Origin of the sequence: uncultured Succinivibrio sp. (assembly GCF_902756765.1) — a bacterium.
In the GTDB taxonomy this organism is placed as follows: domain Bacteria; phylum Pseudomonadota; class Gammaproteobacteria; order Enterobacterales; family Succinivibrionaceae; genus Succinivibrio.
In genome coordinates, this window is record NZ_CACVSS010000070.1 from 1 (window position 1) to 11,717 (window position 11,717).

General features: G+C 41.7%; 12 protein-coding genes and 2 pseudogenes. 11 read left to right on the top strand and 3 right to left on the bottom strand.

The features are described from left to right. From QZU45_RS09190 to QZU45_RS09215, 6 genes and pseudogenes are all read left to right on the top strand, one after another. Positions 1-622 (top strand): annotated as a pseudogene (locus tag QZU45_RS09190) (mannitol dehydrogenase); the annotation flags it as partial. A gap of 97 nt (positions 623-719) precedes the next feature. Next, positions 720-1,418, top strand: a pseudogene (locus QZU45_RS09195) (UxaA family hydrolase). Next, the gene (locus QZU45_RS09200) at positions 1,384-2,133 is read left to right on the top strand and encodes a UxaA family hydrolase (RefSeq protein WP_295354464.1); all 750 of its coding nucleotides are present in this window, start codon (positions 1,384-1,386) and stop codon (positions 2,131-2,133) included. The pseudogene QZU45_RS09195 and the gene QZU45_RS09200 overlap by 35 nt, the downstream one beginning before the upstream one ends. Before the next feature lie 141 nt (positions 2,134-2,274). Then, positions 2,275-3,231, top strand: a complete 957-nt coding sequence (locus tag QZU45_RS09205) for a sugar kinase (RefSeq protein ID WP_295354467.1) — start codon at positions 2,275-2,277, stop codon at positions 3,229-3,231. Between the two features lie 9 nt (positions 3,232-3,240). Continuing rightward, complete coding sequence (gene eda, locus QZU45_RS09210) at positions 3,241-3,882, top strand: bifunctional 4-hydroxy-2-oxoglutarate aldolase/2-dehydro-3-deoxy-phosphogluconate aldolase (protein ID WP_295354470.1); 642 nt, start codon at positions 3,241-3,243, stop codon at positions 3,880-3,882. Between the two features lie 229 nt (positions 3,883-4,111). Further along, complete coding sequence (locus QZU45_RS09215) at positions 4,112-4,450, top strand: hypothetical protein (RefSeq protein WP_295354471.1); 339 nt, start codon at positions 4,112-4,114, stop codon at positions 4,448-4,450. Between the two features lie 57 nt (positions 4,451-4,507). Here the strand turns inward: QZU45_RS09215 and QZU45_RS09220 are convergent, their stop codons facing one another. Beyond that, on the bottom strand, positions 4,508-5,674 hold the full coding sequence (locus tag QZU45_RS09220; RefSeq protein ID WP_295354474.1) for a MalY/PatB family protein: 1,167 nt from the start codon (positions 5,672-5,674) through the stop codon (positions 4,508-4,510). Further along, on the bottom strand, positions 5,667-6,515 hold the full coding sequence (locus QZU45_RS09225; protein WP_295354476.1) for a DUF3737 family protein: 849 nt from the start codon (positions 6,513-6,515) through the stop codon (positions 5,667-5,669). Before QZU45_RS09225 ends, QZU45_RS09220 begins: the two co-directional genes overlap by 8 nt. A gap of 248 nt (positions 6,516-6,763) precedes the next feature. On the opposite strand from QZU45_RS09225, the gene QZU45_RS09230 reads away from it, so the two are divergent. Together QZU45_RS09230 and QZU45_RS09235 are read left to right on the top strand one after the other, a co-directional pair. Then, positions 6,764-7,099, top strand: coding sequence for a hypothetical protein (locus QZU45_RS09230; protein WP_295354479.1), 336 nt, complete (start codon positions 6,764-6,766; stop codon positions 7,097-7,099). A gap of 154 nt (positions 7,100-7,253) precedes the next feature. Continuing rightward, positions 7,254-7,682, top strand: coding sequence for a lysozyme inhibitor LprI family protein (locus tag QZU45_RS09235; protein ID WP_295354481.1), 429 nt, complete (start codon positions 7,254-7,256; stop codon positions 7,680-7,682). Here the strand turns inward: QZU45_RS09235 and nagA are convergent. Next, a complete protein-coding gene (gene nagA, locus QZU45_RS09240) occupies positions 7,679-8,794 on the bottom strand; it encodes an N-acetylglucosamine-6-phosphate deacetylase (protein WP_295354483.1) in 1,116 nt (371 codons plus the stop codon). The two genes, QZU45_RS09235 and nagA, sit on opposite strands and share 4 nt — an antisense overlap. A 281-nt stretch (positions 8,795-9,075) precedes the next feature. On the opposite strand from nagA, the gene QZU45_RS09245 reads away from it, so the two are divergent. The 3 genes from QZU45_RS09245 to QZU45_RS09255 all read left to right on the top strand — a co-directional run. Further along, positions 9,076-9,609, top strand: a complete 534-nt coding sequence (locus tag QZU45_RS09245; protein ID WP_295354486.1) for a DUF1043 family protein — start codon at positions 9,076-9,078, stop codon at positions 9,607-9,609. 27 nt (positions 9,610-9,636) lie between these two features. After that, positions 9,637-11,037 (top strand): DegQ family serine endoprotease, encoded by a 1,401-nt coding sequence (locus QZU45_RS09250; RefSeq protein ID WP_295354489.1) that lies wholly within the window; start codon positions 9,637-9,639, stop codon positions 11,035-11,037. A 349-nt stretch (positions 11,038-11,386) separates the two neighbouring features. Next, on the top strand, positions 11,387-11,717 hold a 331-nt coding region (locus QZU45_RS09255), incomplete at its 3' end, for an AAA family ATPase (protein ID WP_295354492.1).

Sequence of the window (11,717 nt, forward strand, 5' to 3'; positions counted from 1 at the left end):
TCTGAACGGCGCTCATACCTCAAACGTACCTGCAGCCTTCCTTGCAGGTCTTGATACCGTTGATCAGATGATGACCGATAAGGTTACAGGTCCATTTGCACGTTCTGTAATCTACGATGAAATCATCCCTGCTGTTAAGCTTGATAAGGGCATGCTGAAAGAATTTGCTGACGCTGTTGTGGACAGATTCATGGATCCTTCCCTTCATCATCAGTTAGCATCAATTCTGATGAACTGCGCTTCAAAGGTTAAGGCTCGTGTTATTCCTTCAATTCTGGATGCAAGAGCTGACAATACCCATCCGGTAAAACTCTATTTTGCCCTGGCAGCCTTCTTTGCCCTATACAGAAATTCTGACGGCACCTCACCAGTTAAGGTTACAAGAGCCGATGGCAAATCAGGTGAGTTCCAGGATGATGAGTATGCAGTAAAGACTATGGCTCAGGCCTGGAGTCTCTATAAGGATTCAGAAGAATCAGCAGTTGAAACCGTTAAGACAATTCTCTCTGACATGAAGCTCTGGGGCGAGGATCTTACCGTAAGCCTTGATGTAAAAAAGATTGCCAAACTTACCCACAGCGTTGTTGCCAAGGGAGTAAAAGCAACCATGGCAGAGTGTTAGGAGACAGATAATGCAGTGAGTAGTTATCAATCCTAAAGAGGATGTTGTCGCTGTCGCCCTAGAAGATCTGAAAAAGGGGCAGACTGTAAAAACCACTTTGGGAGACGTGTCCTTAACAGATGACATTCCACGTGGTCATAAGTTTGCTCTTTATGATCTCAATGAAGGCGATCAGATTATCAAGTACGGATATTCAATCGGACATGCCTCCTGCAGAATCACTAAAGGCCAGCATGTACATTCTGAAAATGTAAAAACCAATCTCTCAGGAACAAAATCCTATACCTATAACAGGGCTCCTCAGGCAGCCCTGAAAAAGGTTGATAGAACCTTTGAAGGCTATGTAAGAGCAGATGGTCAGGTTGGAATCAGAAATGAGGTCTGGATTATCCCTACCGTATTCTGTGTAAATCATATTGCCAAAGAGCTTGAAGCCTACGCCAGAGAGAAACTGTCCTCATATTCTCATATCGACGGCTGCTATGCCTTTACTCACCCTTAAGGCTGCTCTCAGATGGGAGAGGATCAGACCACCACTCAGAAGCTTCTATCATCCCTCACCCGTCACTCTAATGCCGGTGCGGTGCTGATTCTGGGGCTTGGCTGTGAGAACAACAATCTGTCAGTATTCAAGAACTTTCTTGATCTTTCTGATGAGAGACTGATGTTTTTAAATACTCAGGATGTTGAGGACGAACTTGAGGCTGGCTACGGCATTATTGATACTCTTCTTAATCTGGCTAATCAGGCAAGAAGAGAAAGTGTACCTTTATCAAAGCTTAGAATCGAAGCTTAGAATCGGACTTAAGTGCGGCGGTTCAGACGGTCTGTCAGGCATAACCGCAAATCCTCTAATCGGAAGAGTAAGTGATCTCATAGTAGGTTCAGGCGTAACCTCAGTCATGACCGAAGTTCCAGAAATGTTCGGTGCTGAACAGATTCTGATGAACAGAGCCAAAAATGAGGAGATCTTCGAGCATACAGTAAACCTTATCAATGACTTTAAAGGTTATTTTAAAGCTCATGGCGAGACGGTTTCAGAGAACCCATCCCCAGGTAACAAGGCAGGTGGTATCACCACTTTAGAGGACAAATCTCTAGGCTGTGTTCAGAAAGGAGGCAAGGCTCAGGTTGAAGGCACCATCAGATATGCTGAAACCATAAGAGGCACAGGACTTAATCTTCTGAACGCGCCTGGTAATGACGGTGTTTCCTGCTCAGCTCTGGCAGCCTGCGGTGTGAATATGATTCTCTTCTCCACCGGAAGAGGAACTCCCTTCAGTACCGTAGTACCTACCATCAAGATCTCCAACAACAATGCCCTTTACGATAAAAAAGGCGGCAACTGGATTGATTTCAATGCAGGTGTAATTGTTGACGGAAAGGATTTTGACGAGCTGGCTGAGGAGCTTTTGGATTACATAATCGCCATTGCCTCAGGACAGAAATCCGTCTCGGAGAAGAGAGATTTCCATGAACTTTTAATCTGGAAGGATGGAGTAACTCTCTAGTTAGCATCAGAGTGCATAGAATCTTAGTAAAAGTTGTCTATCCTAAGATCATGATCATACGCCCGCTTTTCTGCAGGGCGTATAATCTCTTGGATAAAACAGACTTTAATTACTACAAACATAGTCAGGAGAACATACATAATGGAAAAAGGTTTACTGCTGACAGGTGAACCAATGGGCCTTCTGATTGCCAAACAGGAAGGCGCACTTGAAACCGTGAAGGATTATTCACTGGATGTTGCAGGTGCTGAATTCAATGTTGCAACTGGAATTGCCCGCCTGGGCCATAAGGCCACCTATCTTACAAAACTTGGCAATGATCCATTCGGCAAGCTGATTGAGAATGCAATCAAACAGAACGGTATTGATAACTCTCAGGTCAGATATTCAGATACCGAACGTACCGGCTTTATGCTTAAAGGTAAAGTCTCCAACGGTGATCCTCAGATCTTCTATTTCCGTTCAGGCTCAGCTGCCTCAACACTATCAGAGAGCGATGTTGAAAGCGTAGATTTCTCAAAATTCTCAAATCTGCATCTGACAGGAATCATGGCTGCAGTTTCAGAATCCACTCTGAAGGCTGTTTACAAGCTCATTGAACTTGGCCGCAAAGCCGGGCTCTACATTTCCTTTGATCCTAATCTTAGACCTCAGCTGTGGAAATCAAAGGAGATTATGGTCAGAACCTTAAATGACATCGCCTCAAAGGTGGATATGGTTCTGCCAGGTGAAGGAGAAGGAGACATTCTCTGCGGCAGCAGTGATCCTAAAAAGATTAATGAGTTCTACCTTAACAACGGAGCCTCCTGTGTAATCACCAAATGCGGTCCGAAAGGAGCCTTCTGCAGTACCCGTGACGGCGATATAAAGGTCGCAGGCTTCATCATTGATAAGGTGGTAGATACAGTCGGTGCCGGTGACGGTTTTGCAGCCGGAGTGCTTTCTGCCCATATGGAAGGGCTTCCTCTTGAGAAGGCGGTAGAGAGAGGCTGTGCCATTGGCGCAATTCAGTGTACCTTCACTGGTGATAATGAAGGCCTGCCTACCCCTGAGGAATTAGAGAAATTCATAGCATCACATAAGCGCTGTGTTTTTTAGGAGATAAAAATGAAATTCAAAGTATTAAGCGAGATTGAAGCAGTCGGTATTGTTCCTCTGGTAGTGCTTGAGGATGCTAAACAGGCAGCACCTTTAGCTCATGCCTTATGCGACGGAGGAATTCCAATTGCAGAGGTAACCTTCAGAACCGCTGCAGCTGCCGAGGCTATCAGAAATATGGTTAAAGAGTGTCCTGATATGCTGGTAGGTTCCGGTACTGTGCACAATGTCGATCAGGCCTGGGCAACTCTTGATAACGGAGGCAAGTTTGTAATTACACCAGGCTTTAATCCAAAGGTTGTGGACTGGTGTTTGAAGCATGATCTTGCAATCTGCCCTGGCACTGTAACACCATCTGATCTTGAGCAGGCTTTAGACTTCGGTCTTGAAGTAGTTAAGTTCTTCCCTGCAGGCGCCTACGGCGGCACCAAGACACTTAAGGCGCTGGCTGGTCCTTATGCCTCAATCAAGTTTGTTCCTACAGGCGGTGTAAATCTTGAGAATCTATCAGAGTACCTAAGTCTTAAGAACGTTGCTGCGGTTGGCGGAAGCTTTGTGCCTGATCCTAAGCAGGTTAAGGCTGAGGATTACAAGGGAATAACCGCATCCTGTCAGGATATTCTTGCAAAGGTTAAGTCAATTCGCGGTTAAAGTTTTTTGTTTGATTGTATGTAAAACGGAGGTCTTTGATCTCCGTTTTTTTTGTCCAAAATCACAATTAGTGACGCTTGCCTAATTTCTTCAATTTAAAAATTATAAATAAATACTAACCTGCTGAAAACAGGGCAAAATCCCCATTATGACAAATATTATAATTAACAATAATTATCATTTTTACAAAATTTAACAAGAGGTATGAGGACAAACTACAGGAGCCTTTATGAAACTGTCTTCTGCAAGTGTACTTCTTACAGCTGTTGCTTTAAGCTATTTCTTTTTAACAGGCTGTTTCGACAGTAATACCAAAATAGTTCCTAATAACTGGAACTGCAAACTTGATACAACTTCAGCTCATTCTCACAGAATTGAAAAACTGGAAAAGGAAGGAAAAATCGATAGTGCCTCGGCATTCATAGAAAAGTGTCAGAAAGAAAAGCTGGGAATTTTCAGTGATGAATACGAGAAATTATACAACAGTGAGGACTTCAAGGCTGCTGAAGAAAAGTTGCTTGCCAAATGGAAAAAAGAAGCGCATGTAGCCAATAGCGAGGAATACTGAAAGGTTCCGACCTATTGCCTTTCTTTCCAGAAAAATGGAGCTCAATGGCTCCATTCTTTAATTCTGGCAGAATACCTTTTTAAAGCGCTTTAAAGCTTCTTTTAAAGTATCCTTGGTACAGGCAAGATTGATTCTTATAAAGCTATCCTGAGGAGAGTGATACATCTCTCCGTCATTTATATAAAGTTTGCCTTCATCTATTAGTTTGTTCTTTATCTCTTCGCCACTAAGCTCAAGTGAGGAACAGTCCACCCAGGCAAGATAGGTACTCTCAAGAGGAGCAACTCTGATATCAGGATAATTCTCAGTAAAGAAGGCTTTTAAAATCTGATAGTTCTCCTGAATATAGTCGTTAAGCTCTAAAAGCCAGTCATCACACTCGGTATAGGCAGCTATGGTTGCAGCAACACCGAATAAATTGACATCACAGATTTCATTGATATTGATCTGACGGTCGATTCTGTACTGATAATCTTTATTTCTGCAGATAACATGGGCACTCTTAAGACCTGCAATATTAAAGGTCTTGCTAGGCGCTCCAAGGGTAATCAGATGATCGTTGTAGCCCTCATTAACAGTTGAGAAGGCATGAAAAATACTGCCGTTTGGTCTAATATCACAGTGAATTTCATCAGAAATAACAATCAGATTATGCGCTCTGGAAATCTCAGAGAGCCTCTTAAGCTCATCTGAATGCCACAATCTTCCGGATGGATTGTGAGGATTGCAGACTAAAAGAACTCTGGCCTTCTCTGAAGATGCCCTCTTTTCAAGATCATCAAAATCAATAGAGAACTTTCCATCCCTATATAACAGCCTGTTCTCTGAGGCTACCAGACCGGAATTTCTGATACAGCTGAAAAAACAGTTGTAGGCAGGAGACTGCAGAATGACTTCATCCCCAGGCTGTGTCAAAGCCTGAAGTACGGCAGTCAGAGCTGGAACAATACCTGGGACAGGCATAATCCAGTCGCGCTCAAGATCAACTCCGTAATGTCTTTTGTTAAAAGAGATGATGGCATTGTAATAGTCATCATTCTCGGTTGCATAACCAAACACACCATGAGCAGCACATCGGTTTACAGCCTCATAGATAGGAGGTGCAACTTTAAAATCCATATCTGCAACCCACAAAGGCAGCAGCTCAGGATCAGACAGAGAATCCCACTTGTAGGAGAAGGTACCTCGTCTGTCCACCTTCTCATCAAAGTTAAACTTAGCCATTCACGACCTCGATTACACAGTCATTAGGGGCTTTGGCATTTGCATCTCTGATAATCTCTCCCACAGACTCGACTATAATTTTTCCGCTGAGAGGATTCTTTATGCTGGTAACATGACCTTTAATCTGAGCATCAATTGAGGAATACTCAAAGGCAAGATCACAGTCCTCATCAAAGGAGCAGTTGATAAGCTTAAGATTCTTTGCGTAGCACAGAGGCTGTGTCCCCTTGATCTTACAGTTTATAAGAGTCAGGTTTTCTGAGTGCCAGCCTAAAAACTCACCTGAAATACTGCAGTTTTCAACGGTTACGTTTTTAGCTTCCCAGAAGGCATCTTTAGTCTCAAGATTACTGTTTCTGATTATGACATTGGAACAGTTCTGGAAGGAATAGTTACCGTGCAGCTCAAAATTCTCCACCTCAATATTGGAGCTGTTCATAAAAATGTAATCAGCATGAACCGCCTTGATATGAGAAGCAGTGATGTCAGTACAGTCCCATAAGGTTTCCAGAGCATCGGTAAACTCAACATTCTCAAGCTTTAAACCGCTGCAGCGTCTGAACATTTTAGGCGCAATTACCAGAGTATCCTTCATGGTTAAATCATGAGAGTACCAGATGGCAGCTCTGCCTCCGGTCTCAAACACACATTTCTCAATCAGGGCATGGTTGGCGTGCCAGAAGGGATATTTTCCGCAAAAGGATGAATCAGTACAGGTAACATTGGTGCACTCTTTGATTGCAGACTCACCGTTTAGAACCTTAATCTTAGAAAGAGAAAGATCACTAAGGTAAAAAAGAGGTCTTTCGCCTTCAAATTCTTTGTTTTCAACAATATTCATATGTATTGGATTATTTTCGCTTTTTATCGTTAAACATCAGTTAGCCGGAGTTTAACACAAAAGCAAAATGATGAAATTGAGCAAAGTAAAAAGAATTCTCAATTGCTAAAAATTTCTCTTCAGAAAGAATACTCTTTTCCAAAGGAGTGAGCATTTAACCAATCTTTAACCTCTTGAAGTATAAGTGTTAAATAATTTTTGTCCTGTAAAATAAAATTCAGTAATGGTGAAAACAAACGGGAGTATTCATGAAGAAATTTTCAGGATGTATTCTGCTTTCAGCGATAGTTATTAAAACTTTTATTCTAACCGGATGCCACGACAAAACAGCACAGATAGAACCAAATAACTGGAACTGCAGACAGGATGACTCTTCTGAACTGGCCCATAGAATAGAAAAGCTTGAGCATGAAGGTAAAATCGATGATGCTTCAGAGTTCATCGACCATTGTCAGCAGGATAAGCTTGGAATTTTCAGTGAAGATTATGAGAACCAGAGCTTCAGCAACAACTACGAAACCGATCATGAAAAACTCTTTGCCAAGTGGAAAAGAAAGGCTGCCGCACAGTCAGGTGCATACTGATCTGCTCACTTTTTCAACTTAATACCACAGGACTGTTATTCAGATTTTGCTTTTACTCTGCCTATTCATTTTCATTTTAAAGAAATACTTCAGTGAAGACTGAGGCTATAATCAGACTAATGTTATTCAAAAAGAAGAGAAAACGAGAAAAAAAATGAAGTCACATTTAAAAATTTTCCTACTCTCATTACTGCTACTATCAGGACTCTCATACGCAGAAGTTCCACCAGATATAGAAGGCATCTACAACAAGTGCAGGGATAAGGCAGATAACACCGTTGAGATCAACGAGTGCAGCTCCAAAAGACTCGAAGCCTACGATGCACAGCTCAACATAGCCTACAAAAAGTCACTGGCAAAATGCAGTGAAAGTGAGAATCCAAAGCTCTGCAGAGAAGAGCTCAAAGAAGCTGAACGCAATTTTGTTAAATACAAGGAATCCATGCTAAAGCATATGGAGAAATACTCCATGTACCGCGATGGCACTATCTTCAGCATGGTATATCTGAATTTCGCAGCTGATCTGACAAAACTTCAGTACGAAACTCTGCAGGACAACTATGTTGGAGAAGAGGCTCCTTAGAAGAGGAGCTTTCCTCTTAATACCACATGCTTAAGCTCTAAGCTCTTTTTATCCACAATAAGGACATCGGCTCTCTTGCCTGTCTCAATTGAGCCGGCCTTATCAAAGATCCTGACTGCTTTTGCTGGATTTCTGGTACAGGCAAGTACAGCTTTCTCAAGAGGAATATCCATCTCCTTTACTGCGGTTCTGAAACACTCATAAAGATTGGTTACAGAGCCGGCTATCACTCCATTCTCCAGCGTTGCAAGCTTGCCTTTAACTTCAACCTTCTGCCCCCCCAGTGCGTAAACACCGTTTTCAAGCCCTGTAGCCTCCATTGAGTCAGAGATCATCACCATATTCTCAAATACTCTAAAGGCAAGTCTTACAGCACCTTTATGAATATGGACACCGTCGCAGATGATCTCTGAGAATACATCTGAAAAATCCGCTGCCGCGCATATAGGGCCAGGAGCTCTGTGATGAATTGAATTCATGGCATTAAAACAGTGAGTAAGCTCTCTGGCACCAGCCTCAAAGCCTTTATATGCCTCATCATAATCTGCATTGGTGTGAGCTACAGAAAAATTTACTCTGTCTTTAAATCGTGAAATCAGATTCAGTGCATTATTAACTTCAGGAGCAATAGCCACAGTTTTGATAAGCCCTGAAGAATCTCTTATAAATTGCTCTAAAAGACTTTCATCGGGTTCCCTTACATACAGAGAGTTCTGAGCTCCTAGTTTTTTGGAACTGATAAAAGGGCCTTCAAGATAAACGCCCTCAAGTGAAGCCATATCCTCCTCTGAATTAAAGGAGGCTGCACACTTAAGAGCCTTTGAAATACTGTCCTCAGACATAGTCATGGAAGCAGGGGTGACAGAGGTTATTCCATGCTGTGCCTCATAACGGCAGATAGTCTTTAGTGAGGATTCCTCTCCATCCATAAAATCAGCATTCATACAGCCATGAAAGTGAATATCTATAAAGCCAGGCAGTACATAACACTCTGAGGCGTCTACCATTTGACTGTCATCTGCAGATTCGGAAAATCTTGCATTGTCTATGTAAATATCACGCTCTGAAAAGTTACCTTCTGGGGTAAAAACCGAACCATTTTTTATGATCATTTACTGCCTCGATCATCTTTATCGTCTGAGAAATTTTCTTAATGACTGCTATTTTAAGAAACAATTAGTGAAAATGTTTAGCAACGTCTCATATTTTTAACAAAATCAAATACTAATGTTATAGAAAATAATTCATAATAAAAATAGGCCTAGAGGGAAAACATATTTGAAATTATTGCATGTTCAAATCTAAGTTTCTTCTAAGAATTAAAATCTAATCTTCATTCGTACAAAGTGATTAGCCACTTTGGCTAAAACCACTTTGCATATATAGGTGAAATATGAACTTTTACGTAATTGGAATAACCCTGTTCGTCGGGGGATTCGTCGTAGGAGCTTTAGTTTGCTACATCGTCATGGCTCAGATTTATAAGCATAAGCGAGTCAAGGATGAGCTTTTAAAGTCCAAACGTGAAGCCATAAAAGCTCATAGGACACTGGACAGATTCGTGAAAACTTCTTTGGATATGTTCGGTGAACTAGATTCAGCCCACAGACAATATCTGCAGTTTCTAAGAGAAACGACCCAGATGATTGCTCCAAAGGAATCTGGTTTCCATCATTTCCTGGAAGATGATATGGCGCCAATGCCTGTTTATAGAGGTAAAGAAGAAAAAGCACCTGCAAATAAAATCGAAAGTGAAGAGAAGATTGAACCAGTAAAGAGCGCAATTCCTGCTCCGGATGTTCTTAAGAATCCTGTAATGCAGACAGAGGACGTTGCAGCTGATGAACAAAATCCTGCAGAAAATCCTGACGTCAGTATTGAGGAGCCTGAGAAAAAGATAAAGGAGGAGGAACCGCTTAAAGTATGATTATTTTTTCCGTTAGGAGTTTATTACATGCTAAAAAAGATTAGAACCGCTACCGCAATTATCGCTTTATCATCGGCAGCAGTCTTTTCAACAATCAACACCGCAAATGCCTCTGCTCCAATATTAGGAGATCTTCTAGCCAAGGGAAACACCCCTTCCCTGGCACCAATGCTAAAACAAGTACTTCCTGGTGTTGTTAATATTTCAGTAAAAGGTAAAAAAGATGTTCAGGGATTCTCTATTCCTGACGAATTCAAATTCATGTTCCCTGGAATGGGTGATGCTTTCGGCTTTGGTGACGGCAGAACTCAGCAGAGAGAATTCAGAGCCTTAGGTTCAGGTGTAATCATCAATGCAGCAGAGTCTCTGGTTGTAACCAACAACCATGTTATCGACGGTGCTGATGAAATCAAGGTTCAGCTCTCAGACAGCCGCGAATTCAACGCAAAACTTATCGGCCGTGACAGCCACACTGATCTTGCTCTGTTAAAGCTTGAGAATGCAAAGAATCTGACTCAGATTGATATGGCAGATTCAGATGAGCTTGAGGTTGGCGACTTCGCTATTGCTATCGGTAACCCATACGGACTAGGTCAGACTGTAACCTCAGGTATCGTTTCAGCTTTAGGCAGAACCGGTCTGAATATCGAGAACATTGAGAACTTCATCCAGACTGATGCTGCTATCAACTCTGGTAACTCAGGTGGTGCTCTGATTGACCTGTCAGGCAAGCTTATCGGTATCAATACCGCTATTATGGCTCCATCAGGCGGCAACATCGGTATCGGCTTTGCTATCCCTGCTAACATGGTTAAGACTGTAACTGCTCAGATCTTAAAGTACGGTGAAGTAAAGCGTGGTCTTTTAGGTGTTCAGGGTACTGAACTCAATGCAGATCTTGCAAACAGCTTCGGCTATGATCAGTCTACAGGTGCCTTTGTTAACGAGGTTATCAAGGATTCCGGCGCAGATAAGGCTGGCATCAAGTCTGGCGATATCATTACCGCAATCAACGGCAAGAAGGTTAAGTCCTTTGCTGCTTTAAGAGCTGAAATTGCAACCCAGAGAGCAGGCAATGAGATTACCGTTACCGTATTCCGTGACGGCAAGTATCAGGATATCAAGGTTAAGTTAAGCTCTGATGCTACCCAGAAGGTTTCAGCCAAGGATTCTCAGGAAATCTCCCCTGCCTTTGCAGGAGCTTCCTTTGCAAACTCTGAGAAGGGTGGCGTCGAGGTTACAGATGTAGTCAAGGGCTCGGTTGCAAGCATGTTTGGTCTGCGCAAGGGAGACATCATCATCGGTGTTAACAGAACAGATGTAAATACCCTTCACGATCTGAAGACAACTCTTGAAAAGGAAAAGGGAAAGATCTCCGCTATAAAGATCAATCGTAACGGAACTATCCTGTACATTACCTTAAGATAATATCTTAACCAAATCATTATTAAGGCTGGCAGATGCCAGCCTTTTTTATCAAATCAATAGAATCCCAAAAGACAGACTGTCACTTAATCTCCTTCCAGCATTTCTCAGTAGCAGCCCCCTTCAAGATAAACCACCTGACCGATAATAGGAGTTACAATCCTGCCTTCATATCTGGCTTTGTATTTATCCAGTTACTCAAATTGAAAAAATATTAAACCGTAAAAAATAAAATGAGGAAATATCAGCCATTTTATTAATCGTAGCAATTAATTAAATTGACAAGATCTAATCTGATTGTACAAGCATAAATGTTATAATTACTGTAGTGATTCAGCAGATAGGCCGAGAAATGAAACTAATTGCACAGTCAGAAAATATTGAGAACATTGTTGAAAAGGATTCAATATACGTTGATAAGACAGAATATATTTACAATCTGACTAAAGATTTTGACCGAGTATTTTTCTCTCGACCTCGTCGTTTTGGTAAATCACTTACCTTAAACACCATCGGCACTCTTTTTGAAAAAGGGGTTGATCCTTATTTCAAGGGAACATGGATTTATGATAAATGGGATCAGGATAAATATCCTGTTCTTCATTTAAGTTTCCTAAAATTCTCAGTAAATGATTTAACGGATTTTAAAAGAGAATTCTGTAACGAAATTCTAAAATTCGCCA

Coding starts and splice junctions, on each gene's coding strand:
- QZU45_RS09205 (WP_295354467.1), top strand. CDS start 2,275: ATGGAAAAAGGTTTACTGCTGACAGGTGAACCAATGGGCCTTCTGATT.
- eda (WP_295354470.1), top strand. CDS start 3,241: ATGAAATTCAAAGTATTAAGCGAGATTGAAGCAGTCGGTATTGTTCCT.
- QZU45_RS09215 (WP_295354471.1), top strand. CDS start 4,112: ATGAAACTGTCTTCTGCAAGTGTACTTCTTACAGCTGTTGCTTTAAGC.
- QZU45_RS09220 (WP_295354474.1), bottom strand. CDS start 5,674: ATGGCTAAGTTTAACTTTGATGAGAAGGTGGACAGACGAGGTACCTTC.
- QZU45_RS09225 (WP_295354476.1), bottom strand. CDS start 6,515: ATGAATATTGTTGAAAACAAAGAATTTGAAGGCGAAAGACCTCTTTTT.
- QZU45_RS09230 (WP_295354479.1), top strand. CDS start 6,764: ATGAAGAAATTTTCAGGATGTATTCTGCTTTCAGCGATAGTTATTAAA.
- QZU45_RS09235 (WP_295354481.1), top strand. CDS start 7,254: ATGAAGTCACATTTAAAAATTTTCCTACTCTCATTACTGCTACTATCA.
- nagA (WP_295354483.1), bottom strand. CDS start 8,794: ATGATCATAAAAAATGGTTCGGTTTTTACCCCAGAAGGTAACTTTTCA.
- QZU45_RS09245 (WP_295354486.1), top strand. CDS start 9,076: ATGAACTTTTACGTAATTGGAATAACCCTGTTCGTCGGGGGATTCGTC.
- QZU45_RS09250 (WP_295354489.1), top strand. CDS start 9,637: ATGCTAAAAAAGATTAGAACCGCTACCGCAATTATCGCTTTATCATCG.